General features: G+C 44.7%; 23 protein-coding genes and 1 pseudogene. 9 read left to right on the top strand and 15 right to left on the bottom strand.

What is annotated here, in order from left to right; all coding sequences use genetic code 11:
• Positions 1 to 240: 240 nt before the first annotated feature.
• The 5 genes from VKA52_RS18990 to VKA52_RS18970 all read right to left on the bottom strand — a co-directional run bounded on the left by VKA52_RS18990 (position 241) and on the right by VKA52_RS18970 (position 4,857).
• Entirely contained in the window at positions 241 to 1,683 is a 1,443-nt protein-coding gene (locus VKA52_RS18990; protein WP_326316854.1) for a PTS mannitol transporter subunit IICB, read from the bottom strand.
• A gap of 61 nt (positions 1,684 to 1,744) precedes the next feature.
• Positions 1,745 to 2,185, bottom strand: a complete 441-nt coding sequence (locus VKA52_RS18985; protein WP_326316853.1) for a PTS sugar transporter subunit IIA — start codon at positions 2,183 to 2,185, stop codon at positions 1,745 to 1,747.
• A 20-nt stretch (positions 2,186 to 2,205) separates the two neighbouring features.
• The gene (locus tag VKA52_RS18980) at positions 2,206 to 3,369 is read right to left on the bottom strand and encodes a mannitol-1-phosphate 5-dehydrogenase (RefSeq protein ID WP_326316852.1); all 1,164 of its coding nucleotides are present in this window, start codon (positions 3,367 to 3,369) and stop codon (positions 2,206 to 2,208) included.
• A gap of 224 nt (positions 3,370 to 3,593) precedes the next feature.
• On the bottom strand, positions 3,594 to 4,154 hold the full coding sequence (hxlB, locus tag VKA52_RS18975) for a 6-phospho-3-hexuloisomerase (protein ID WP_326316851.1): 561 nt from the start codon (positions 4,152 to 4,154) through the stop codon (positions 3,594 to 3,596).
• Positions 4,147 to 4,857 (bottom strand): ribulose-phosphate 3-epimerase, encoded by a 711-nt coding sequence (locus tag VKA52_RS18970; protein WP_326316850.1) that lies wholly within the window; start codon positions 4,855 to 4,857, stop codon positions 4,147 to 4,149. The genes hxlB and VKA52_RS18970 overlap by 8 nt, the downstream gene beginning before the upstream one ends.
• Positions 4,858 to 5,037: 180 nt before the next feature.
• On the opposite strand from VKA52_RS18970, the gene VKA52_RS18965 reads away from it, so the two are divergent.
• Entirely contained in the window at positions 5,038 to 5,793 is a 756-nt protein-coding gene (locus tag VKA52_RS18965) for a DeoR/GlpR family DNA-binding transcription regulator (RefSeq protein ID WP_326316849.1), read from the top strand.
• 157 nt (positions 5,794 to 5,950) lie between these two features.
• Here VKA52_RS18965 and VKA52_RS18960 read toward each other — a convergent pair whose 3' ends face one another.
• From VKA52_RS18960 to VKA52_RS18950, 3 genes are read right to left on the bottom strand one after another with little or no spacing between them, the layout of a single operon-like run.
• Positions 5,951 to 6,322: an FAS1-like dehydratase domain-containing protein gene (locus VKA52_RS18960; protein ID WP_326316848.1), complete on the bottom strand. Its 372-nt coding sequence runs from the start codon at positions 6,320 to 6,322 to the stop codon at positions 5,951 to 5,953.
• Positions 6,323 to 6,360: 38 nt separating this feature from the next.
• On the bottom strand, positions 6,361 to 6,846 hold the full coding sequence (locus VKA52_RS18955; protein WP_326316847.1) for a GNAT family N-acetyltransferase: 486 nt from the start codon (positions 6,844 to 6,846) through the stop codon (positions 6,361 to 6,363).
• An 8-nt stretch (positions 6,847 to 6,854) separates the two neighbouring features.
• Positions 6,855 to 7,979 (bottom strand): hypothetical protein, encoded by a 1,125-nt coding sequence (locus tag VKA52_RS18950; RefSeq protein ID WP_326316846.1) that lies wholly within the window; start codon positions 7,977 to 7,979, stop codon positions 6,855 to 6,857.
• Between the two features lie 255 nt (positions 7,980 to 8,234).
• Here VKA52_RS18950 and VKA52_RS18945 point away from each other — a divergent pair, with 255 nt between their 5' ends.
• Complete coding sequence (locus tag VKA52_RS18945; RefSeq protein WP_160912481.1) at positions 8,235 to 8,414, top strand: hypothetical protein; 180 nt, start codon at positions 8,235 to 8,237, stop codon at positions 8,412 to 8,414.
• Between the two features lie 239 nt (positions 8,415 to 8,653).
• Positions 8,654 to 10,036, top strand: coding sequence for a branched-chain amino acid transport system II carrier protein (gene brnQ, locus VKA52_RS18940; protein WP_326316845.1), 1,383 nt, complete (start codon positions 8,654 to 8,656; stop codon positions 10,034 to 10,036).
• Between the two features lie 40 nt (positions 10,037 to 10,076).
• Here the strand turns inward: brnQ and VKA52_RS18935 are convergent.
• Positions 10,077 to 10,688: pseudogene (locus tag VKA52_RS18935) on the bottom strand (YdeI/OmpD-associated family protein).
• A 121-nt stretch (positions 10,689 to 10,809) separates the two neighbouring features.
• A complete protein-coding gene (locus VKA52_RS18930) occupies positions 10,810 to 11,163 on the bottom strand; it encodes a glyoxalase superfamily protein (RefSeq protein ID WP_326316844.1) in 354 nt (117 codons plus the stop codon).
• A gap of 221 nt (positions 11,164 to 11,384) precedes the next feature.
• On the opposite strand from VKA52_RS18930, the gene VKA52_RS18925 reads away from it, so the two are divergent.
• The 5 genes from VKA52_RS18925 to VKA52_RS18905 all read left to right on the top strand — a co-directional run bounded on the left by VKA52_RS18925 (position 11,385) and on the right by VKA52_RS18905 (position 17,100).
• Positions 11,385 to 11,954 (top strand): glycerol-3-phosphate acyltransferase, encoded by a 570-nt coding sequence (locus VKA52_RS18925; protein ID WP_326316843.1) that lies wholly within the window; start codon positions 11,385 to 11,387, stop codon positions 11,952 to 11,954.
• Positions 11,951 to 13,540, top strand: coding sequence for an aminotransferase class V-fold PLP-dependent enzyme (locus VKA52_RS18920; RefSeq protein ID WP_326316842.1), 1,590 nt, complete (start codon positions 11,951 to 11,953; stop codon positions 13,538 to 13,540). Before VKA52_RS18925 ends, VKA52_RS18920 begins: the two co-directional genes overlap by 4 nt.
• Positions 13,537 to 15,330: an LTA synthase family protein gene (locus VKA52_RS18915; RefSeq protein WP_326316841.1), complete on the top strand. Its 1,794-nt coding sequence runs from the start codon at positions 13,537 to 13,539 to the stop codon at positions 15,328 to 15,330. The genes VKA52_RS18920 and VKA52_RS18915 overlap by 4 nt, the downstream gene beginning before the upstream one ends.
• A 472-nt stretch (positions 15,331 to 15,802) precedes the next feature.
• Positions 15,803 to 16,639, top strand: a complete 837-nt coding sequence (locus VKA52_RS18910) for a protein-glutamine gamma-glutamyltransferase (RefSeq protein WP_326316840.1) — start codon at positions 15,803 to 15,805, stop codon at positions 16,637 to 16,639.
• Between the two features lie 167 nt (positions 16,640 to 16,806).
• The gene (locus VKA52_RS18905) at positions 16,807 to 17,100 is read left to right on the top strand and encodes an RNA polymerase sigma factor (protein ID WP_326316839.1); all 294 of its coding nucleotides are present in this window, start codon (positions 16,807 to 16,809) and stop codon (positions 17,098 to 17,100) included.
• Between the two features lie 52 nt (positions 17,101 to 17,152).
• Here the strand turns inward: VKA52_RS18905 and VKA52_RS20815 are convergent, their stop codons facing one another.
• On the bottom strand, positions 17,153 to 17,380 hold the full coding sequence (locus VKA52_RS20815) for a zf-HC2 domain-containing protein (RefSeq protein ID WP_442788864.1): 228 nt from the start codon (positions 17,378 to 17,380) through the stop codon (positions 17,153 to 17,155).
• The gene (locus VKA52_RS18900; RefSeq protein ID WP_326316838.1) at positions 17,373 to 17,939 is read right to left on the bottom strand and encodes an RNA polymerase sigma factor; all 567 of its coding nucleotides are present in this window, start codon (positions 17,937 to 17,939) and stop codon (positions 17,373 to 17,375) included. Before VKA52_RS18900 ends, VKA52_RS20815 begins: the two co-directional genes overlap by 8 nt.
• Before the next feature lie 321 nt (positions 17,940 to 18,260).
• Between VKA52_RS18900 and VKA52_RS18895 the strand changes: the two genes are divergently transcribed.
• A complete protein-coding gene (locus VKA52_RS18895; protein ID WP_089650981.1) occupies positions 18,261 to 18,443 on the top strand; it encodes a YjcZ family sporulation protein in 183 nt (60 codons plus the stop codon).
• 113 nt (positions 18,444 to 18,556) lie between these two features.
• Here VKA52_RS18895 and VKA52_RS18890 read toward each other — a convergent pair whose 3' ends face one another.
• From VKA52_RS18890 to VKA52_RS18880, 3 genes are all read right to left on the bottom strand, one after another.
• Positions 18,557 to 20,488, bottom strand: coding sequence for a fructose-1,6-bisphosphatase (locus tag VKA52_RS18890; protein ID WP_326316837.1), 1,932 nt, complete (start codon positions 20,486 to 20,488; stop codon positions 18,557 to 18,559).
• 164 nt (positions 20,489 to 20,652) lie between these two features.
• Positions 20,653 to 21,933, bottom strand: coding sequence for an MFS transporter (locus tag VKA52_RS18885; protein WP_326316836.1), 1,281 nt, complete (start codon positions 21,931 to 21,933; stop codon positions 20,653 to 20,655).
• Between the two features lie 58 nt (positions 21,934 to 21,991).
• Positions 21,992 to 23,149 carry a winged helix-turn-helix domain-containing protein gene (locus tag VKA52_RS18880; protein ID WP_326316835.1) on the bottom strand — a complete coding sequence of 386 codons (1,158 nt, stop codon included), beginning with the start codon at positions 23,147 to 23,149 and terminating at the stop codon, positions 21,992 to 21,994.
• Positions 23,150 to 23,176 lie beyond the last annotated feature (27 nt).

Below are 23,176 nucleotides of genomic sequence, written 5' to 3'. Positions count from 1 at the left end.
CTGGTTTTGGAGTAGCAACGATAATTAAGTAACTAACTTGAATTTTTGAATTTAATTAGAGTTATAATTAGAACTCCAATTGACTAAATGTTGTTTTCAACTCAACATCTCGAAACTGAGTCTTCAACTAACCTGCCCGTTAGCGAAAGACTCAGTTTCAAGATAAATGCATAATTACTTCCAATTATCACGAAAAAAAAGAAGGTTCCTAAATGAACCTTCTTTCAAAGAATTACTTTATTACCGCTCCTCCAACCTGTCGAGCATTTCCTCTAGGTTTGGATCACTAATATAGTTTTCAATGGTGATAATCTCTTTGTCCTGGTGAGCGTGTTTGGCACGGTCATAGAGATCTTTATGAACGACGATGATGTTCGAATCCTGTGGTGCATCTTCGATTCTGTAGTGTTTTACTTCAATTCCATCGATTCCTCTTTTTTGTAGTTTCTTTCTGAAGGTCGTCGCACCGAGGGCACTACTTCCTGCACCTGCATCACAGGCGAAAGAAACTTTATCGATCTTTTCATCCTTTTTACTGCTTGCCACTTGTTTTCCTTGTTGTTTCATCGCTTTTGATTTTTCGATGGATTCGGAAAGCTCATCCTCTTCTTCATCATTATTCTTCTCCATTTTTAAAATCAGCGATGTGATCAAGAAGGTCACAGCCGCGGCAGCAAGAACTCCAGCGATGATGCCGATAAAGCTTCCTTTAGGCGTGAGCCCCAGGTAAGCGAAGATGGATCCGGGACTTGGTCCTGCGACGAGTCCTGCATCAAACATACTGAATACGCCAATCCCTGTTGCCCCTCCGGCGATCATCCCAATAATTGTAAGGGGTTTCATTAATACGTAAGGGAAATAGAGTTCATGGATACCACCGAAGAAATGAATAATGATAGCGCCTGGTGCTGTTCGTCGAGCCGTCTTTTTACCGAAGAAAGTGAATGCCAGCAGCAAGCCAAGACCTGGTCCAGGGTTGGATGCGACAGTAAAGTAAATGGACTTGCCTGTTTCAGCTGCCGCCTGCATGCCGAGCGGATAATAGATTCCCTGGTCGATCACGTTATTCAGGAACAACACTTTTGCCGGTTCGTTAATCAAAGATAGTAAAGGCAGTAAACCGGTAGCCACCAGTGCTTCAATGGCTGACGTGACAAAGTTGTTCGCTGATTCGATCACTGGACCGATAAACAGGAACGATACGATCATTAATAAGAAGCCTAGAATACCGAGGGAGAAGTTGTTCACAATCATCTCAAACCCGGCAGGAATTCTGTTTTCCATTGCACGGTCAAATTTCTTTATGATCAAGCCGCCAAGTGGGCCAATCACCATCGCACCTAAGAACATCGGAATATCGGACCCGACGATCAATCCAATGGCACCAATTGCTCCCATGACCGCTCCACGCTGGCCACCGACCATACGGCCGCCGGTTATGGCCAGAAGCAACGGAAGCAGGAATTTAATGGCTGGTCCTACAATTTGCGCCAGCTGCTCATTCGGGATCCAACCTGTTGGAATAAACAAAGCGGTCAATAGACCCCAGGCGATAAATGCGCCAATGTTCGGTAGGACCATATTGGTTAAAAAGCCGCCGAAAGCTTGTACTCTGGCTCTTGCAGAAGGACGATTCATGTCTACTACATTGCTGTCTGTTGTTGCCTTAGCTGGACTTGCCATCTATCTCATCCCTTTCAAATATAATTTAAAGAATCATCGCTATCTGTTCAGGAAACGGGACTTATTCCACCGTCTGAAGCAAATCAATAATTTCCTGTTCACTGTTTGACTGTTCCAGCTTTTCTCTCACGTCATCTTCAATCAGCAAGGAAGATAGATCGGAAATCAAGTCTAAGTGGCCGGAGGTATCTTCAGCAGCTAGTGTGAACAGAAGATTGACCTTTTTGTTTTCTGGGAACGTCACGGCCTCTTCTAATTTCAGAAGCGAAATCCCTGTCTTTTTGACAACGCCGTCTTCGTTTTTGGCATGAGGCATAGCGATTCCTGGAACAATGACGATATACGGTCCATTTTCGTGGACGTTTTCAATCATATCCTCTACATATTTAGAAGTAATCGAACCATCTTTCAATAAAGGAGCAGCCGATTCGGTGATTGCATCCTCCCAGGAGTTTACAGATTTCAAAAAATGGATATTCCCTTTCAATTGTTCGCTTAGCATATAGTCAGCACCCTTTCATATCAGCTATTTAACGCTTGTTCCTTTTTCAATTCCAAATAATGATTCTTGATCGTCGATACAATTTCGTCATCTTTCAACTTTGTAAAATGAGCGATGGCTGCTTCGATTCCATAATTATCGATATAATCTTGAAGCGTCACAGACTCCTCATCTTCACGGTTATCAAATAAAAGCGCGGCCGCTATCGCAGTGGTCAGGTTTTCGTTCGGCAAGTCCAATTCATGAAGAACTTGGGCTGGTTTGACTAACCGTTCCTCTGGTCCCAGCTTCCGAATCGGTGCCCTTCCTACACGTAAAAGATCATCGCTGATGTTTTCGTTTTTGAAGCGGTCGATTGTTTTTTCAATAAACACTTCCAGCCCTTGCTCGTCCATTTCATGGATATGGGTGAAGTAACGGGAAGACTCTTGAAGGGTTGCTCTTAAGAACTTCAGAAGCCTTTTATCCTGCAATGCCCGCTGAATGGTTGGATAGCCATACAAAAATCCCATATACGCGGTGGCAGCGTGCCCCATGTTCACCATGTATAACTTACGCTCAATATGGGGTTTCAGAGTGTCCAAGTAAACAGCATTTTTCACTGCCGGAAGCTCCTTATTCACCATCTCCGAACGGTTGATGATCCATTCGTAATAGGGTTCCACAAGGGCAGTCTCCCCTTCCGTCCGTTTTTCGGAGAGTGAAAGACGGTCAATCGCGGAGTTCGGAAAACCAACGGCAGATAGGATGTCATCCATTTGTTGTTCGGAAACTATTTGTCTCACTTCCTCTTTCAACTGAGAAGAAGCGTTAATCGTATTTTCATTAGCGATCACGTCGATGAGAGGTTTGCCCTGCTGCTTTCTTAACAGAAGTCCTCTGGATAAGGCCGGAGCCATTCTTGCAAGATTTTGTGCTCCTACGGATGTCGTGATGAGATCCGCTTCTACAATAGATTCGATGATTTCTTCTTGAGCACTTGTATGCAAGGCTCTCACTGGGGAAACCGTCTCTTGCGTGTGATTTTCATCCAGTAACTCGATCCCATACTGCTTTTTATCATTGAGGCTTTCAACCAGCTGTTGGTCTGCATCCACAAAGCAGATTTCATACCCCGTCTTATTCAGGAGATATCCGATTAAGCCTCGTCCGATATTCCCAGCTCCAAAATGCAGCGCTTTCATTTGTGGACCTCCTTAATCTCAGGTTCTCTTCTTTCGTCAAGTGCCAGTAAACCATAAAAATCAGTATAATAGGACAATGATAGAGCGTCTATAGAGAAAAAAAGAAAAATATCCTTTTTGTATAAATTTACATTTTTCCTCAACAACTTATTGATTGAGAATTCCTGATCCCCCCTTTGATCTTCCTTGCTATATCAAAGGGGCTTGGAATTTATATGAATCTATTATTCTAAGTTCGCATGGTATTCCCAAAGGGAGTTCAGCTCGATCTTTTCTTTTCTCACGATCATCAATGCGATAGTGTCGCCCAGAAGAAGAAGACTTTGTTCAAACAGGCTTTTCATCGGTTGATGAGATTGTACTTCTTCAGCAGTTTCTGGATTGGAGCTGATAGGAAGTCGTACGAAGGTATCTGCATATTGGCTCATAGAACTATTCGGATTCGTACCGATATGGGCGACGTTTGCGTTCAGTTCTTTCGCTTTTTTAGCGATGATGAGAGGAAAGGCTGTTTCGCCGCTTCCGGATCCAACGATTAAGAGGTCCTTCTCTGTCATGGCTGGTTCTGTGATCTGACCGACCACGAAAGTCTGGACACCGAGGTGCGCTAACCTTTTGGCGATGGATTGCAATGATAAAAGAACACGCCCTACACCTACGAAGAAAACTTTTTCTGCCTGATTGATCTGCTCGATCAAACGTTCAATCTCCTGGCTGTCGACGTTGTTTAAAGTGGATGTGATTTCATTGGTAATGACACCCGCTGCTTCCTTATAGTTAACCATTGATTCCAACCTCCTCCTGCAATCCTTCTTGTATCAGGGATTCCATCAATTTTTTGTTATCTTTCAAACCATTGCTTTTTTCAAATAAACTTGTGCTTCCGGCCACCAGGATGTCCGCCCCGGCTCTCACCAGTGTCGGAATCGTATTCAAGGATACGCGTCCGTCCACTTCAATCTTCGTATCCAAATCTTTGGAACGGATCAGCTTAGCCAGATCCTCTACTTTTTTCGTAGCATACGACACTTGCTTTTCCCCTTTATCTGTCGCAAATCCTGGGTTGATCAGCATTAAGAGAACCGTGTCTACTTGCGGTAACACATAATCCAGGACCGATAATGATGTCGCCGGGTTCAATGCGATCCCCACTTTGGTGTCATGCTTTTTGATCAAATTGATGTAACGGTCAAGGTGGAAGCTTGTCTCCACATGGAAAGTGATTTGTTCCACTCCGATTCGCAGCATTTCCTGTATAAAGAATTCATTGGTATTAGCCATAATGTGAACATCGAATTTCATATCTGTTATTTTTCTTAATTGTTCAATGGTATTGATTCCTAAAGGCATGCTTGGACTGAAGGTTCCATCGATGATGTCAATGTGTAACGTATCCAACCCTGCTTCTTCAATCTCTCTGACACTTTTTTCAAGATTGCAGAGATCCGCACACATGATAGACGGTGCAATCGTTATATTTCTTTGCATGTTTGTGCCTCCTTGTTTGTGTTTATGCGCCTTTGTCAAAATATTAAGGCATAAACAAAGAATTGTAAAGCGTTTTCTTGCATGTTTTTGCTTTTATTTGCATTTTAGTGCTTGTTTGAGTTTTATGGAAGCGGAAATCCATGATATACTGAAAAAAATAGAAGAAGGAGTCTTTCGTGTATGCTTAAACAAGAACGCCAGCAAACTATTATTGATATAGTAAATGAAGAGCACAAAGTCATTGCCAGCGACTTAAGCAGGCGGCTGTCTGTTTCAGAAGATACGATCAGAAGAGACTTGAAAGAGTTGGACAGCCAGGGAGTAATCAAAAGGGTCCATAGCGGGGCGCTAAGAAAAGGACCTCCCGTTCAGGATTTTTCAACGAGACAGGAAATTTTCAATGAAACGAAATCGAATCTCGCAAACAAAGCCTTACGGTATATAGAGGATGATATGGTGCTGTTGATCGATGGTGGAACAACGAATTTACAATTGGTCCACCAGCTCCCTTTATCTTTGAAAGGTACCGTGATTACAAACAGCCCGCCGATTGCGATGGCCCTTTCCAACCACAATGATATCGAGGTCATCATGATTGGAGGAACATTATTTAAACAGTCGATGGTTAATTTAGGAATCGACACCTATGAAGCTTTGAATTCAATGAGGGCAGATCTCTATATCATGGGGATCTACAACATTGATCTGGAAATCGGCATCAGCATTCCTCGTTCATCAGAAGCTCTCATCAAACGGAAAATGGCGTCTATCTCCACCGAGGTATTAAGTATGGTGACCAATGATAAGTTGGATACGGTTTCCAATCATATTGTCTGTCCAACTGACCACCTCACTTACTTAATTACAGAGAACGTTCATGCAGATATTAAACGCTTGTATGAAAAACAGGGCATAACCATTATTGATGATGAATGAACGTCAGCATTGAAGTCTAACTCCTGAGCTCCTTTCCTATCGTCACTATGAATAGACATCAAAAAAAGCCAGCCCGAGGGGCTGGCTTTTTCATATCCAAACTTACTGGCGAGACTCGATGAACAGGGTGAAAAGGGCTCATTTCACCCGCCTGTTCTTAATCCCTTATGATTCCGTGACTCGAACCAATCAACACTTCTTTTCCATGTTGATTGCGATAGACAGACTTCATCTCCACTTTCTTATGCCCATCGGCTTGAACAACCTTTTCCAAGTTCACTTCACAGGTAATCGTATCCCCAGTAAAAACAGGGCGGAGAAACTCGTTGACCATATCTCTTGCTATGTAGTGCAAATCCCCGCCGATCTTTGTACCGATCGTAGCCGTTAGTAATCCTTGAACCATCAGTCTCCCCTCGTCATCGGGTTCCATATGGTGTCTGCCCTGATCACCGGATATCCGGCCGAACTCCAAGACTTCCTCATTCGTAAACGTGCGTTTCCAAGTGTACACATCTCCCTCTTTCATCAAACTCATCCCCTTTACATGATTGAAAGAAGTCCATTTCACCATATGACCTTCATGATGAAATCTTCATCTCCTAATACTTTTTCAAAATGAGAACGCTTGCCGTCATCTGCAATAAGGTGATAGCCATTCGATGTATAAAGCCGTATGGCACTTTCCCATGAGTTGTGCGTCTCCAGCACAAGCCTCTCATACTTGCAGAAACGCGCAGAATCCTCAAGCTTCGCAAGCATTCTTTGCGCGATCCCCTTCCTTCTGTAAGAACTTTTCACAGACATACGCTCAATTCTCCCCATCCGGTGATCCTCTTTCGTAACGGCACCTGTCGCTACAAGCTCACTATCATCAAGAGCAACAAAGAATACATGGCCTTCTTTCGTATAGCTGCCCATCAGATCTTTCAAGTCAGGGTTCAGCGAATGATCGATAAATCCAAAACGTTCTAAAAATCCTGCTAATATAAGATCCCTGGCTTCGTCCTCCACCGCTTTATATAACGGCAGAATCTCCAAAGACCGGCTCACCTCTTTTTTCAAAAACCCTCGCTCCCCTCTCCGAGGGAAACTTCCACTTGAAAATTCTCTAATTCCGTCAGGTAGATTTGTAGACGCTTTTCGATTTGTTCTTTTGTTCCAAACCGGATGATCTGTTCCTTCATTAATGTTTCTTCCTGCAGCAGTTCAAGATGAGCATGGGCCATCGTCACAAGTTTCAAAAACACTTCAATATGCAGGTCCATTCGTTTTTGTTCTGAACCATGCGTATATCCTTCCACAAAGCCATCGGCATGAACTTTCAAAAGGTTGGCATAGAGATGATAATTTCCTTTTGCATATCGCCTTGTATCGTAGACGGTAGGGAAAAAGGTTCGATAGTTGAATACATGGTTAGCAGCAATAGAGGTTCCAGTGTAAAGAAGCGGGACAGGATCGATCATTTTCACGCCGCTACTTGTGAAGATCAAATTTTCTGGCGATGTATCCTGATTGGTGAGGATCCGCTTCTCCCGATCAATGGAGCGGTTGGGGATGAATTTCTTTCCGGCGGCCGCCACTTTTTCTTTATTGAAATCAAAGGCACTTGAAAGAAGGTTATGAAGTTCTTCTTCATATTCTCCTCTCTCTTCGACGATACACGCACTCAGATCCATGTCTAGTCCGCCTTTTAATTCCCCGTTTTTCGCCACTTCCAAATAACCGATCCCTTTATAGGGAGGATCGATTTCTTCAAGGGCTCGGAAGAAATCACCCATCTCTCTTCCGTATTGCTCCGACTGTTCTTGCGTCTGTCCTTCCAGCCCCAATGTTTCACCCATATAAGATTCAAGCGTGTAGGTAAGGTCTTCATCGATAAAATAACGGAAGTATTCTGGACACATGCCTTTCTGTGCCTGGTTCGCTGTCTTGTAAAACGCTTCTGTCGCTCCGTATTCCGCTGTTAACTGATCACGGTTGAAAACGACGGCTTCCTCGTAAGCGACCTTTTTAGGTATTCGGAGGACTAACTGGTCTCTCTCCACTAAGTAAGCATAGTGCCAGGATCCCTCGCCTAAACGTTTGATATCCGATTCTCCCGACAGCGTGTTCAATCCTTCGTTTTCCAACGCCCGGTTGACCTGTTCGAATTCTGTTACCGATTGTTTCGTCAAAAACTTCACGTAGTTTTCCTCTTTTCCTATCCGTTATTTTGTTTTCGTTTGATTCACCATGTATCCCAATGGTAAGTGAAGCAACTTCCCATATTTTAACATGATTTTCAGAACAATCAGAATAAAAAGAGGAATCGTACGAATAGACGCTGCCTAAGCGGATGAGTGTTTTTACTTTTTTGACTCATATCCTTATAAACGTTATACTAGAAAAACTCTTGAGGCTTCGGTACTCATTTGAAATAAGTGATCAGGAGTGAGCAAATGTTAAAATTTGATGTAGGGCAGTCCATCCAGGAAAGATGCACAAGCTGCTACCATAATGTTCTAAAAGTAATCAAAGTCGTTCCGAAAGAATTTGAAGATAAAACGGCTTATGTTGTTTGGACGCAGTGTCCGGAATGTGGAAACAATGATCATCAACTAACTCAACAAGACGCATAGAGGACATCCTTTCCGTCCCAGTCATTCATAAAGAGCTCTTAGAGCAAAAAGGACTTCCTTATTCAGGAAGTCCTTTTTACATATATTGGTCCAATCAACCCCACCATTCAGAAAGAAAGCGATGTCACCAAGTTATTTCCTAAGAATCTCGAAAAGTCTATTGTCCCTTATGAAGATTCTTGTTAGGATTATCTTTATTCCTTTAAAGCAAACCAATACATCATGAAAGGAACGAACCTATGAAACAGAAAAACTCATTCTCTACGTATGCCGTCATCGGGACGATGCTTTTCGGGCTCTTCTTCGGTGCGGGCAATTTAATCTTCCCTATTCAATTGGGCCAAATGGCGGGAACTTCCTTCTGGCCGGCATTGATCGGATTTCTCGTAACAGCCATCGCCCTTCCCTTAATGGGTATCCTTGCGATCGTTTTGTCCGGCAGCCAAGGTTTGAATGACCTGGCAGGCCGTATCCATCCCTTATTCGGAATTTCATTTGCCGTCATTCTTTATTTGACGATCGGGCCATTTTTCGCGATTCCAAGAACAGCGACGGTTCCTTTTGTGGTAGGATTTGAGCCATTCATCCAACCTGATCAAACTCAACTGTGGCTTGCCGTGTTCAGTTTCGTATTTTTCGCACTCGTCTATTATTTTTCACTGAACGCAGCCAAAGTTATGGATATCATCGGAAAGTACTTAACACCGACATTCTTACTGTTTTTATCCATTCTCATCACCACTGCCATCGCAAAACCTATGGGTGATTTCGGTGCTCCGACCGGAGATTATGCTTCCGTCCCTTTCATGACAGGATTTACGGAAGGCTATAATACGATGGACGCTCTCGGCGGGTTGGCACTCGGAATCCTGGTGATCACCGCGATTCGTCACATGGGCATCACCGACACGAAGGCGATTGCACAGACGACATGGAAATCAGGAATTTTCGCCATGGTACTCATGATGCTGATCTACGGACTGATTGCCTACATGGGAGCTTCCAGCGTATCTGTCGTTGGCAATCTTGAAAATGGCGGCCTTACTTTCGCAGCGGTGGCCGAGCATTACTTCGGTCCATATGGCGCGATTCTGCTCGCCATCATCATTGTACTGGCGTGTTTGAAGACAAGTATCGGACTGATTATCGCCTGCAGTGAATTTTTCCATACCGTCTATCCGAAAATCAGCTATAAAACATTCGTGCTGATCCTATCGCTGCTCTCGTTCATGATTGCAAACTTCGGCCTGACAAACATCATACAATATGCAATCCCTGTCCTGATGTTCTTATATCCGATGGCGATCGTCCTGATCCTGCTCGGACTCAGCTCCAAACTGTTTCAGCATAAACAAAGCGTCTATGCCGGCGCTATGATGTTGACTGTTTTCGTAAGTACCATCGATGGCTACAAGGCGCTCCTGGGAACGATTCCTGGTGTCGCTAATCCTTTGTTGGATTCAGTCAGCACTTTCTATCAATCGTATCTTCCACTTTACGGAATTGGACTCGGGTGGATGCTGCCCGCTCTGATCGGTGCCATCCTCGGATACTTGTTGAAAGAAGGAAAAACGTCGAAATCCACAGTCCGCACCCATGAGGCTGAACACCTGCCTCATTAAGAAGAAAAGACCAAGCCCTGCCGGCTTGGTCTTTTTTTACCTACTTTTTCTTACGACGGTACAAATCGAGGGATTTATAGCCTTCCGATAAGATATCGATCATTTGTTTTGTCCGCTTATCTCGTGTGGTTTGCTGTTTTGCGGAGAAAATATGACGCGCCCAATCCCTTTGATAACCTAGTGTCAAGTTCTTGAAAAACTCCTGGGCAATCGGATGATCCTTTAATAGATTTTCAACATCCTCCACCTAGTCTTCATAATTGGCCACACATTGACTGGCCGCAGCGGTTTTTGGTGCTTTTTTCTTCTCCCGCTTCATGCCGACAACTGTGAACACGTCATCCATACTGACCATACGGAAAAACTTGATATCATTGCCTCCCACGTACTTATCCTCGCCGATTTTCAATTCCAGAAACATGTCATCCCTATGTATGTACGTATCGTAACGGGTATTCCCTTTTTTCGGGTAGGCAAAGAAAACGTAGCCTTTCTCTGCTAAAACCTCCTTGCGATCGAGAAGTGTTTGCAAGTGTTCTTTCATCTCCTCAAGGTTTGTCACAAAAATAAAAATCGCATCATGATTTTCGGATAAGATTGACGATTGCTCATCAAATAAATCATAGTCTTCCGGCTGGTGAAGGACAACCATATTCTTATATTTCGTTAACTGTAACTTGTCTTTGATCGTTGGTATGATAGACTCCCCCCTCTCCAAATCAAACCTAAGGTATGATACTAAAATAATATAGCAGAATCGCTTTGGATCATCGCTATTTCTTCATATTCATAAATCGAAGTTCATTTCCATCAGGATCGGTGATACTTAACATACGGATGCCCTCTATCATTTCGTACGGCGGATTCACGTCAAGTTTTTCCTGCGGCAATGTCTCATAAAAACGATCGACATCCTCGACAAGAATATGAACCAAACCACCAGGCTGGCAATCTCCTTCATGCGCGGTTAAATAGAGGAGATCTTCTCCCCTTGAAATCTGCATAAATACAGGATAACCAGGCTCAAAACGGTGCTCCCAGTCCACTCGAAACCCAAGACCCTCCACATAAAAAGCCTGGCTCTTTTCTTCGTTTGAAATTTTCAATGTCGGAATGACCTTCTGCATCCGCCTTCCTCCTTCTAAACAATCCTCTTATCTTTCTATTATAAAGAATAGCTCCAGAAAAAATAGCTGGCGGCTGCCGTAACTCAAATCTTTTGTCATCCACACGATATCTTGAAATAATTGTAAAATGTTATGTGCCAACGTATACATTTTACATATTATGAAACGATTTGAAGGGTTGCATCGTATGATAGATGATGGAAAGTACGAGGGGTGAGGACATGTGGATTTGGCCGATCATCAGCTATTTGTTCGCTGGAATCAATGGCGCTTTCGTGGTGACGAATTATAAGCTTCAGGAAGATATTACAATGCTCGGAAGTGGCACAGGGGGAGCAAGAAACGCAGGGAGAATGGCGGGTAAACAGGCGTTCATCTGGACCGTGGTGATCGATGCACTGAAAACCATTCTTCCTCTGAGCCTTGCTCTCTACCTAAGCGTCTCCCCTGTCATCCTTGCGGCGATGATTGTGGCCACGGTTGCTGGTCATATTTGGTCGATTTGGCTGAAGGGCCGCGGAGGCAAGGGGGTTGTCGTCTATCTTGCCTGCACTCTTGTCCTCGAGTGGCCGGGACTTTTAATCTTTGGAGGGGTCGCATTACTCGCCAAATCCCTTTCCGTCTCTTTTTCAAAAGTGATGCTTGGGGCCATGATCATCCCTGTGGTCAGTGCTTTTTTCCGAGGGAATCCGGCTGTAAGCTTCGGACTTTTGATTGGATACGGATTGGTTGTCCTTTCCCATTTATACTCTGTCCATCCAGGCAGTAAGAAAGAGGAGGAACATCTATGAAACAACCATTCATCTATAAAGTGGCATCCACCGATGAAGAATACGAGCAGATCCATCAATTGAATTACGCCACCTTCGTCGAGGAGATTCCCCAACATGACCGAAATGAATCTCGTAGACTCACAGATAAATTCCATAATGAAAATACATATATCATTGCTAAAAAAGGAGAGGAAGTCATCGGCATGATTGCTGTCAGAGGCGATCGTCCCTTTTCTCTCGATCATAAACTGCCAGATATCGATGACTATTTGGAAGAGGGGTCTGTTCCCTGTGAAATCCGTTTACTATCGGTGAAAAAAGAATACCGGAAGCGGACGACTTTCTTCGGTATGATTGACCAGCTGGCCAGCTACTGCCTGAAACAAAAATTCGATGTCGCGCTCATTTCTGGTACAGAACGCGAGCTCATCTTATATCGGAAGCTGGGCTTTGAACCATTTGCTCATACTGTAGGGACGAAGGAAGCACTGTATCAGCCCATGAAGCTGACGAAGGAGAATTTCGTCAAGGCGACACAGGCCTATCACCGCATACTCGCACGTTACGAGCCGATTTCCTTTTTATCCGGACCTGTTCCGATGGATGAAGATGTGGCTCAGTCATTGAGCAGAGCGACTCAATCCCACCGTTCAGATGAATTTTTGGAGCTGATGACAAGTGTACAGTCTCTGTTGACTGAGAAAACGAACGCCCCTCATGCTTCCATCCTTGTCGGAACGGGGACGCTTGCCAATGATGTGGTGGCCCAGCAAATCAAGCAGCTTGACGGGGAAGGACTGATTTTATCCAATGGAGAGTTTGGAGAGCGGCTGATCGATCACGCCACAAGAGCAGACCTCCCTTTTCACACCATCCAAAAGAAATGGAACACGGCCATCTCCATGGAAGAAATCCGTTCCGTGTTGGATGAGCGCCCTAACATCCGCTGGATATGGACGGTCCATTGTGAAACCTCTACCGGCTATTTATACGACCTGAAAGCACTGAAAGAAGCAGCAGCCGATTATGGTGTTCACTTATGTCTTGATGCATGCAGCTCCCTCGGCGTCGATGAGGTGGACCTCCGTGATGTGTACCTGGCTTCAAGCGTGAGCGGGAAAGGTCTCGGCTCTTATCCTGGTCTTGCCATCGTCTTTCATCATCACAAACCGTTTCCGAATTCCACGATTCCAAGGTATTTGGACTTAGGCTTATACGCATCAAAGAAAAGTACACCCTTCACTCACTCATCAAACGCTCTTTTTGCAATGAAGAAAGCACTGGAGCTTGATGCATCAGCAAAGGTTGAGTGGATGCATCTGCTGCGGTCGGAATTGGAAAACCAAAGTTGGACGGTTATTGGCGACAAGACGTATTCGAATGGGATCGTCACCATCGCCCTTCCCTCTAAGCTTTCTTCCGTCACGTACGGAAATCGGTTGAAGAAGCAGGGCATTCTAGTCAATTATGAAAGCAGCTATTTGCAAGAGCAGAACTGGATGCAGATTGCCTTAATGGGAACGGTCTCTCATGTAAACATCACCCGGTTGCTTGATGCCATGAACCGCTTGAAGGAGACCGAACAGAAAAGAGTTTCTTCATGAAGGCGTACACAGGGCTGATCGCCTTTTACTGGGTCAAAATCGTGCTCCTTATGTACATCGGTTTTCAGCTGCAGCCGACCCATTGGCCCGGACACCTTGTGATGATCCTGACTATTATCGGTCCTGTCATGCTTCTTTTCAGTGTGCCGCTTTTTACACCGGACCGGTTCAGGAAATGGGTATTACCAGCACTCCTGTTTCTCGTGACGTTCTGGTTGTACGCCCACCTTCTGTACTATCGTTTTTATGAAGACTTTATGACCTTGACCATCCTCCTTCAAATCGGGAATGTCGGTGGTTTGAGCCGCAGTACGTGGGAGCTCTTTTCCCCGTGGGATCTGCTTTTATTTATTGATATTTTTGTGTTCGGCTGGTTGTTGTTCAGAAAAGAAACCTTTCAGACGCCTCCGAAAAAGGGGTACCTTGCAGTTGCAAGCTTTCTGACCATCACCATGCTTGCGGCCGGTCTTCTCTACAAGCCGTATGTGCTCACGGAGAATTACAACCGCACCCAATTTGTGCAGACGATGAGTTTGTTTACCTATCAATGGTTCGATGTCGGGCACTCCATCCGCTCCCCGTTGTTCAAATGGTTGTCCGACCCCAGCGATGCAGAGCCGATGCAGGCTTATATCAAAGAGCAGGAAAAGGAAACAACCGGATGGTTCGGGGAAGCCGACGGGATGAATGTCGTGTATATAGGGCTTGAGTCCGTACAAAATTTTGTCCTGGACTTGGAAGTTGATGGCGAGGAAGTCACCCCGTTCTTAAACGAAATCCAGGACGAGAGCTTTTATTTTTCTAACCTATATGAACAAACCGCCCAGGGAAAAAGTTCCGATGCCGAGTTCATGCTTGATACCGGCCTCTACCCGCTCGATGGCGGTTCCGTCTTCGTCCGCCGTCCCGACAATGCGTTTCACGGTCTGCCGGAGATTCTCGGAAACTACCAGTCTGCCGTCTTCCACGGCAATGAGCGATCGTTCTGGAACCGTACGGAAATGTATGACACGTTAGGCTACGACCGCTTTTTTTCAGAAAAGGATTATAAGGTCACCGAAGAAAACTCCGTCAACTATGGCCTAGAGGATCTCCATTTGTTCGAGCAGTCGGTACCCAAATTGAAGGAATTGGATACTCCCTACTTAGCTAAATTCATCACGTTGACGAACCACTTCCCTTTTTTGCTGCATGAAGAGGACCAGACGTTTGAAACGGACGTGACCTCAGAACCCGTTGTGAATCGTTATCTTTCAACCGTTCACTACTTGGATTCCTCTCTTGAAGCCTTTATGGAGAGATTAAAAGAACAAGGGATGTATGAAAATACGATGTTCGTCCTTTATGGGGACCATTACGGAATCTCCACAGAATATGAGGATGGTCTATTTGAACTGCTCGACCAGCCAGAGACGACCTTTTCTCACATCAAGAACCAGCGCGTCCCCGTTCTGATCCATATTCCGGGACTAAAAGGAGAAACGTTCAATAAAGTTGCCGGCCAAATCGATATCCGTGCGACAGTTCTACACCTCCTGGGAAAACGGAGCGCAAACTATATGAGCTTTAGCGAGAACTTGTTGACCGGTGAGCACGACGCCTTTGTCACCTTCCGAAACGGAAATTACATCTCTGAATCTACCATGTATATGAAAGGACAGTGCCTCGATACTGAAAAAGGGACTCCCTTATCCAATCAGGATTGTGAAGAAGGAAGAAGCAAAGCCAGAAGCGAACTGCAGCTCTCTGATCAAGTGATTAAAGGAGATTGGCTGCGGTATAAAGATTAAGGAGTCATGGGACCATGACTCCTTTTTTCTTGCGCGCGTTCCACCGCTCCTTGCGCGCGTTCCACCGCTTCTCGCGCGCGTTCCCTGCTTCTTGCGCGCGTTTCACCACTTCTTGCGCGCGTTCCCTGCTTCTTGCGCGCGTTCCACCGCTTCTCGCGCGCGTTCCCTGCTTCTTGCGCGCGTTCCTGCTTCTTGCGCCCGTTCCTCTGCTCCTTGCGCGCGTTCCACCGCTTCTTGCGCGCGTTCCCTGCTTCTTGCGCGCGTTCCCTGCTTCTCGCGCGCGGCTCACTCTTCTTCCGCGCGACTCACTCTTCCTCCGCGCGACTCACTTTCCCTGCTCGCGGCTCACTCTTCCTGCATGATATACATTTTCCCACCCCAGCCCATAGGTAAGCCTCTACACATCATCCACCGCCCTCATGAATAGGATAGGTACAAGGACAGATGTTTCACTTCGCAAAGGAGGAACCGTATGATCCAGGTATCCGGGAGGCCCTTTCAACCAGATGATTCGTGGAAAGCAGATACAACGGAAACGACGATCATAGAAGCCTTACAAAAAACTCCTAACCTCTACTCTTTTTCATCAGAAAAGGAACTCATGTTTGAAATCAAAAGCAGAAAGAACATCATTGTGAGCGCAAAAGAAATGAACAATGGAGAATCATCCTTTGCCACTTTTCGCACGGCACGCTGCAACCCTGAATATTGGCAGCTAACGACCGCTGGCGGATTTTTGTTGAGAAGGCAGGTTTCCCCTGCTGATGCCATCCGGGATATTTTCACAAACAGTGCTCAATATAAATTCGAGTGTGCGACCGCTTGTGTCATCAACTTTTATCACGGTCTCCTCAAAACGATGGGCGCCTCTTCCTTCAACACGCTCTTTCCAAACCTTTATTTATACAGCTGGCATACCGATGACGACCTCGGTCTGTATTCCTTTTTTGCCAACCATTATGTTCCTGGAGATGTTGTGTATTTCAACAATCCTGATGTGAATCCAAGTACTTCATGGTTCAGAGGCGTCAACGCAATTGCCATCGGAGACAATGAATTCTTCGGACATGGATTCAGTATACGGACTTCTGAAAAAATGATTGAAGGCCTGAATACAAAAAGAAAGCCCGACAGTCAGCAATCCGCTTACTTGTCAGGCTTGATCACCCGTCCTTCCTTCCAGTCATTATCCAGGTTCTCAGGCGGACGGACGATTCACAAAACAAGACCCTTCCTTGTCCACCACAACAAGACTTCCGTGTCCTACAGGCAGTATTTGTATGAGTTAAGTTATAAACCGAAGTATTGAGATTCACGTTGGCTTGAACAGCTCACGATTTTATACCTTTCCATGATGAACACTCCCCACGGGTAAAAATACTCACTCACAACGGGGAGTGTATCTTTTATGCCGAGGTTTATTTTTGAGGAAGCAGGGTATAAGTGAATCATTACTTATGACCCAGGAGACTATTTATGAATAAAGATAAAGAACTATTAGATCGAATTTCCATGAGAGAGAAAGATGCCTTTGATCAGCTGACTCAGAAGTACACCTTTTACCTGCACCGTTTAATCAGCAGGAGCATCCATAACCCCCGGGAAGCGGAAATCCTTCTGACTGAGATCTTCAAATCTATTTGGAAGAGTCCCCAACACTATTCGCGGGAGAAACATGTTTCTGTAGGCATAACCAAAGCTTGTCTACAAATGGTGGACAAAAAGGTCGGAAAGAGCCCGGTGGGTCAGAAGCCGTCTCCCATGCAATAGGATAGTCAAGGAGCCTTTAGTTCCTCATCCTTCCCGTTAAAGATCCTGTCCGTTAAAGATCCTGTCCGTTATGAATGGAATGGAAAACCCGCTTCTTCATTCCGGATGGCGGGCCTCCTTTTCCCCTCCTTTTACCTGCTTCTCCTTTCCCCTGTAACACTTTTATTTCCTCATTGCATGTTGGACAATGATTCAGATGTTTTTTAAACACTGTTCTTTCCTTTTCATCCAATTGATTCCTTAAATAGTGGACGATTTCTTGGCATAGCTCCTCATTCAATAGTATTCCTCCGTTCTTCCTTTAAATATTTCCGTAATTTCTCCAACGCGAGTCTTATCCTTCCTTTGACCGTTCCAAGGGGAATGCCTTGCTTCTCTGAGATCTCGTTCTGAGAGGCTCCCTCCATATAAGCGAGCTGAATCACCTCCCGTTGATCCGCAGGCAACCTTCTAACCGCTCGTCTCAAGTAATCATGATCCTCTTTGACTGTCAGACTTTCTTCCACATTCCATTCCCCCTCCTCTTCTGTGTCGTTTGAATTCCACTCCACTTCCGTCACGTTCCTTTTACGGACAAGGTCGATCGCAGCGTTTCGAGTGATTGTTAAAAGCCAGCTTGAAAATTTCCCACGTCCCGGATGATAAGCTCCTTTCCGGCTTCCTTTCCACAGCTTCATAAATACATCATGCATGACCTCTTCGGCGCCATGTTCATCATTCACAATTTGAAAGGCGAAGTAGTACAGAAGCTTTTCATAACGGGTGTAAAGGATCTCAAGGGCTTGTTTATCTTTAGAAAAGATTCTTTCATACAAGTCTAGATCTGTCTGTTTACTCATCTAAAGTTCTCCTTTGATGCCGTGTTACCTTTACAGCTTTTGAAACCTGTAGCCTGCACGGTTCACACAGCATACGATGAAAGAAGCCATTTAGATCATTTTTCTGCTACATAAAATGAAAAGAAATCCCGCCTTGTGATTTTTCAGCTGTCCTAAACTGAATGAGCGCTTATTTGGAGTCGATTTTGAAGAAATCATTTGGAAGAACACCTCTTTGGTACACCCGTGACATGCACCCATTTTTAAGGTTGACGGGCTCAACTTTCTGTTAGGCGAGTACAATATAGTGACAAAGAAACAAAAGGAAAGGGATGTTTTCACATGGAAAATGTTAATGCTCCGTACACGATGGGCGCTAACGTAAACGCACCGTATATGGGGGCAAATATGCCTCACATGCCGTCTGCGCCTATGTACCACTGCCGTCCACGTCGAAACAATTTTGTTTTGATTGTGGTATTGTTCATTCTTTTGATCATTGTCGGCTGCAGCATTAAGTGGTAAACCCTTGATGAATTGTCCATGTTTATCAAAACGCATGGACGGAAGCCTGACAAAAATAAAAACCTAAAAAAGGACGATGGCTCTTCATGAGCCATCGTCCTTTTCACATTCTCTTACTTCATATATTTATATTCCATCAAACTGTTCAAAATATAGATCTCCTGCAACAGTTCTTCCCCGACGTTCGTCTCCAGAACCTTCTTCCTCTCAAGCTCTTTATCTACCAATCGCTTCACAGATAATACATCCGTTCCATCCCGCAGCACTTCTTCCTTTGAGTTGAAGCGTTTATGGGCGACCAGCTGCATGCCGAAGGAATTATACAGCAGCGTATATCCGGCAATGCCTGTGGTCGATTGATAGGCTTTCGAGAAACCTCCATCAATCACGACCATCTTCCCGCCTGCTTTGATCGGATCTTCCCCTTCAATCTCTTTGACAGGCGTGTGGCCGTTGATGATATGGCCCTGGTCAGGATTGAGCTCGAATTCTGCAAGGATCTTCCGGCAGACATCTTCATCTTCCCTCAGATAATAGTAAGGATTTTTTCTCTCTTTGTGTGTCGTTTTATCAGCGATGAAGTAGCGCTCGAACGTCGTCATTTCCCTTTTTCCGAACAAGGATGAGTACTGCCCTGTCCATAAATACCAGACCATATCGGTCGCTAGGTCATCGGTTTCTTTTGGATTGGCGAACGAATGACGCAGGTAATGCTCAAATATATCGAGAAGCTCACGTCCGGCATAGGATTTGTCTTCAATCGTCATTTTTTCCATATTTCCTTCTTCATCGACCGGGATGCACCCGTGAATCAGCAGGTTGCCATTGTATTTCAAATACAGGCTTCCCTTTTTCACAAGGAACTTCATGTGTCTGGCAAGCTTTTCTGAATGCTGGATAGAAAACAACAGCTTCTCGATGACCTGTTCTTCTTCCTCCAGGAGACGGTTCGGGTCTTCGGGGTCAATGGTTGAGAAACAAGGATTTTCAAGCGGATACCTCTTGTCGTGGAGAGTGATTTCCTCCCGGTCATAGTCCACTTTTTCAAGCAGCAGGCGCTCAGACATGTGGAAATACGGGCGCCTTTTAATAATCGAACTCTCAAGCTTGAACTGGATCATCGCGATGGCCTGATGCATTTTCGTAATCTGTAGCTGCTCATGTTCCGATGGTTTATCATCGGTATGGATTTTAGGTCTGAACGCCGCATGATCGCCGTAATATTTCTCCGCGAGATTGAGGAGCGGCCTCAAGTTAATGCCGTACGCATCCTCAATGATTTCCAGATTGTTATAGCGGGCGCAGATGCGGAGGATGTTAGCCAGACACACTTTCGATCCGGCAAAAGCACCGATCCATAACACATCGTGGTTGCCCCACTGGATATCAACCGATGGGTAATGGATGAGTGTTTCCATGATTTTATCCGGCTCGGGTCCCCGGTCGTAAATATCGCCGACAACATGTAGGTGGTCTACTACTAATTTTTGTGTAGCGTAAGCAAGACCACTGATCAGCTTGTCCGCCTGACCGAGAGAAATGATCTGTTGAACGATTTTCTTATAGTACGATTCTTTATTTGTTACATCATCCGTCTTGTAGAGCAGTTCTTCTATGATATAAACGAATTGCGTCGGCAGGGCCTTACGCAGCTTGGAACGTGTGTACTTGGAAGAAGCATAGGAAATGAGTTTGATCATCCGGTCGATCGTGTGCGTGTACCACATTTCCAACTCTTCATTATTATCAAAACCGTTCTTGATCCGTTTGATTTTTTCTTCCGGGTAGAAAACGAGTGTCGCGAATTCGTCCAGTTCCTTCCCAGCCATCTCCTCTTCAAAAAGATCCCTGATTTTTTCTTTGACTCTCCCTGATCCATTTCTCAATACGTGCTGGAACGCCTGGTATTCCCCATGAAGATCACTGACGAAATGCTCCGTTCCTTTCGGCAGGTTAAGGATCGCTTTCAGATTGATAATTTCCGTGACGACTTTTTCTTCGCTGTCGTATTTTTGAGCAAGTAAGTCTAAGTATTTTGTATTCAAGGTATGTATCCCCTTTCAAAATTCACTACGAGATCCTATTTAAAGACGAACGCTCTGACAAGCCTTGTTATTCTTTTTAATTATTTCAAACGATTCTGTCTAAGACAATACTATTTGATAAAAAAGAGGGAGATCCCAATTAGGAAAGTCCCTCCATCTGTTAATTAAGCATTGGAATTCGCTTGAACCTCATTGTTCTTTGCAAATTCATCCTCTTCAGGGTTGACCCGTTTCCAAATGAGATTCTGGAAGACAATCCCCACGCAACCAATACCTATTAAACCAATACCAATGATTTTAAATGCCGTCGTTACACCAAACTGGTGAATGAGCAGGCCTCCCAGAAGCGGACCGATGATGAACAATAAACTCAAGGTAGAGTCCACGATGCCGGATACCCTCCCAATCGCTTCTTTAGGAGGCTCTTTTTGAATCAGATAATTGACGGCAGTAAAGGCGAGGCCATTGCCGATTCCACCCAGGAGCCCAAGACCGATGACTACAAATAGTATGGTAGAGGTGTTAAGAAAACCGAATCCCCCAGTCATGATACCGATAAGAAGGCTTCCTGTGCCGAAAAACCATCCGTATTTCTTAATTTCATCCAATCGATTCAAACCAAGGACAACGAGCAACGACCCAATCCCGATGGCTGAAATAACCCATCCGGTGAGCTCTGCTCTTTCAGGAAAGACCTCACTGAACAGGGTGACGAACTGCGCATCAATCATCTGAATCGTCAAAGTAGTGACGATTCCGTATAAGAGGCTGGCCGTCAGAATCCGACTGGTCAATACATAGCTCCAACCTTCCTTCCACGATGTCCAGAATCCAACGGTTCCACCTGGAAATTCTAGCTTTTCTTTTGCCTCCTCTTTATTGGGACGAATGAACAGAAGAATGACTCCTGAAAGAAGAAAAGAAGCACCATTGATCGCGATTGAAAAAGATGGTGAGGAAGCGGCAGTCAAGGAGCCACCAATTAACGGCCCTACCACTTTCACGAGTTGAAACAGGCTTCCGTTTATCGTTACCGCCTTCATGATGGCCTCTTCATCCACGATCCTTCTCAACAACCCCTGCTGGGCAGGTAAACTGATGGCCCCCGCCGTATTCCTTAGGAAAATCAAAGCAAGAGCGAGAAATGGAAAAGGAGTAAAAACGAGCACCAATGTCAGTATCCCTCTCATCCAATCGGAATAGACCAGGATTTTCAGCTTATCCCGACGATCGGCAAAAACACCAGCGAACTGTCCGAGCAATATGCTGGGAACGGCGTACATCACTGGGATCAAAGCAATCAGTAAAGGATCCGCCTGCCACGTGTATCGAAATAAAATCAATACCGCTACGAAGTCAAACCAATTTCCCAAATTAGAAAGTGCGTTCGCTGAAAAAAACGTAACAAAGTTCCTGTTTTTCCAAATGGAGTGTTTCTGTTTCATCTTTCATACCTCCCCGTCGTTCTTGCAAAAAGGATAACGGAGAAATATCAGAAGAATATCAGAGATTATTATTTTTTCTCAAATGAACATCCAATTGGTGTTCAATGCGCGTTTTCAAATCAGAAAATCTGTATTCATCTGCGAGTTCCTGCCACATCTCTTGGTATGTAAAAAGTAAACGGCTCTCCGGCCGGAATTCTTTGATGAAAAAGAGGATGACGTTCAAGCTGATCAGTAAACCTGGGATATACTTCGCTTCCTTGAACAGCTTGAATCCTTTTTGAAAAAAACGATCTGCTTCGGTTTCTTCCTGATTCCAAAAGCATTGGAGTCCTGTTAAAATGACAAACGTTGCTTGTTCCCGAGAGTAAGGATACTTTTCCAGCATCTCCCTCACTTCCTTCATCTTTTCCTCTATGGACGATTTTTCGTTTTTTAAAAATACTAAATAAAGTTCGGTTAATAGAATGAAAGGATACATATTCTGCAGCCCTCGATGTTCGATCTCATCCTTTGAAGCGCTGAGCTGGTGTTCTGCTTCTTGAATCCTTTTTGTAAAGATCAAGAGACTCAACCGGTTCAACAATCGTATTTCTGTCCTGTGGAATTCGGGGAGTTTCTCTTCCTCTAATGCCCTTGTGAAATAATCCAGACTTTTCTCTTGATCGGGTTGAATGTACGAATAGATATGCAATAAATAATAACAGCGATCCCAAAACGCACGTTCATTCCTCAGAAACCACTGAAAATCCCCCTTCATGAAGTGGAGGTAACACTGATTTTCAACATCGAGTTCAAAACCGAAGATATCCTGGTTCTCCTCCAGCACCTTCAATGCTTTTCCCTGCCCATAAAGATGGTACTTATGAAAAAGCACTTTCGCACTGGAAGCAACTTCCTGGTCCTGCGTGAGTGGGCTTTTGTGAACTTCCTCATCCACTTTTAGCAGGTATCCTTTTCCCCTTACTGTAGCAATGTTCAAGATAGAAGCGAGCGGTGTCAGCTTTTTCCGGAGCCGATAGATATGGTCATCCACGGTGCGGTCTGTCGGATTTTCCATCGACCACACCGCATCAAGAAGGTCCTCTCTTGAAAATACTTGAAACGGCCGCTCCCATAAATACTGCAGCAACTGATATTCTTTTGGGAGCAAAGATACTTCTTCTGAAGCATGTTTCACTTTCAGCTCATGATCGATCCATTGTAATTTTTCCATTTGTTCCACCTTCACTTTTTCGGCTCA

The sequence above is a fragment of the Halobacillus sp. HZG1 genome (genome assembly GCF_035818575.1).
GTDB lineage: Bacteria > Bacillota > Bacilli > Bacillales > Halobacillaceae > Halobacillus > Halobacillus litoralis.
Note: the sequence above shows the minus strand (reverse complement) of the source record. Positions and strands in the feature narration are given on the sequence as shown.

Bases quoted from the DNA above. Each gene is read 5' to 3' on its own strand.
- VKA52_RS18905 (WP_326316839.1), top strand. From the start codon at position 16,807: ATGAATAAAGATAAAGAACTATTAGATCGAATTTCCATGAGAGAGAAA.
- VKA52_RS18960 (WP_326316848.1), bottom strand. From the start codon at position 6,322: ATGAAAGAGGGAGATGTGTACACTTGGAAACGCACGTTTACGAATGAG.
- VKA52_RS18880 (WP_326316835.1), bottom strand. From the start codon at position 23,149: ATGGAAAAATTACAATGGATCGATCATGAGCTGAAAGTGAAACATGCT.
- VKA52_RS18925 (WP_326316843.1), top strand. From the start codon at position 11,385: ATGTGGATTTGGCCGATCATCAGCTATTTGTTCGCTGGAATCAATGGC.
- VKA52_RS18980 (WP_326316852.1), bottom strand. From the start codon at position 3,369: ATGAAAGCGCTGCATTTTGGAGCTGGGAATATCGGACGAGGCTTAATC.
- hxlB (WP_326316851.1), bottom strand. From the start codon at position 4,154: ATGGTTAACTATAAGGAAGCAGCGGGTGTCATTACCAATGAAATCACA.
- VKA52_RS18930 (WP_326316844.1), bottom strand. From the start codon at position 11,163: ATGCAGAAGGTCATTCCGACATTGAAAATTTCAAACGAAGAAAAGAGC.
- VKA52_RS18895 (WP_089650981.1), top strand. From the start codon at position 18,261: ATGGAAAATGTTAATGCTCCGTACACGATGGGCGCTAACGTAAACGCA.
- VKA52_RS18900 (WP_326316838.1), bottom strand. From the start codon at position 17,939: ATGAGTAAACAGACAGATCTAGACTTGTATGAAAGAATCTTTTCTAAA.
- VKA52_RS18915 (WP_326316841.1), top strand. From the start codon at position 13,537: ATGAAGGCGTACACAGGGCTGATCGCCTTTTACTGGGTCAAAATCGTG.
- VKA52_RS18985 (WP_326316853.1), bottom strand. From the start codon at position 2,185: ATGCTAAGCGAACAATTGAAAGGGAATATCCATTTTTTGAAATCTGTA.
- VKA52_RS18990 (WP_326316854.1), bottom strand. From the start codon at position 1,683: ATGGCAAGTCCAGCTAAGGCAACAACAGACAGCAATGTAGTAGACATG.
- brnQ (WP_326316845.1), top strand. From the start codon at position 8,654: ATGAAACAGAAAAACTCATTCTCTACGTATGCCGTCATCGGGACGATG.
- VKA52_RS18920 (WP_326316842.1), top strand. From the start codon at position 11,951: ATGAAACAACCATTCATCTATAAAGTGGCATCCACCGATGAAGAATAC.
- VKA52_RS18945 (WP_160912481.1), top strand. From the start codon at position 8,235: ATGTTAAAATTTGATGTAGGGCAGTCCATCCAGGAAAGATGCACAAGC.
- VKA52_RS18910 (WP_326316840.1), top strand. From the start codon at position 15,803: ATGATCCAGGTATCCGGGAGGCCCTTTCAACCAGATGATTCGTGGAAA.
- VKA52_RS18965 (WP_326316849.1), top strand. From the start codon at position 5,038: ATGCTTAAACAAGAACGCCAGCAAACTATTATTGATATAGTAAATGAA.
- VKA52_RS18970 (WP_326316850.1), bottom strand. From the start codon at position 4,857: ATGCAAAGAAATATAACGATTGCACCGTCTATCATGTGTGCGGATCTC.
- VKA52_RS18885 (WP_326316836.1), bottom strand. From the start codon at position 21,933: ATGAAACAGAAACACTCCATTTGGAAAAACAGGAACTTTGTTACGTTT.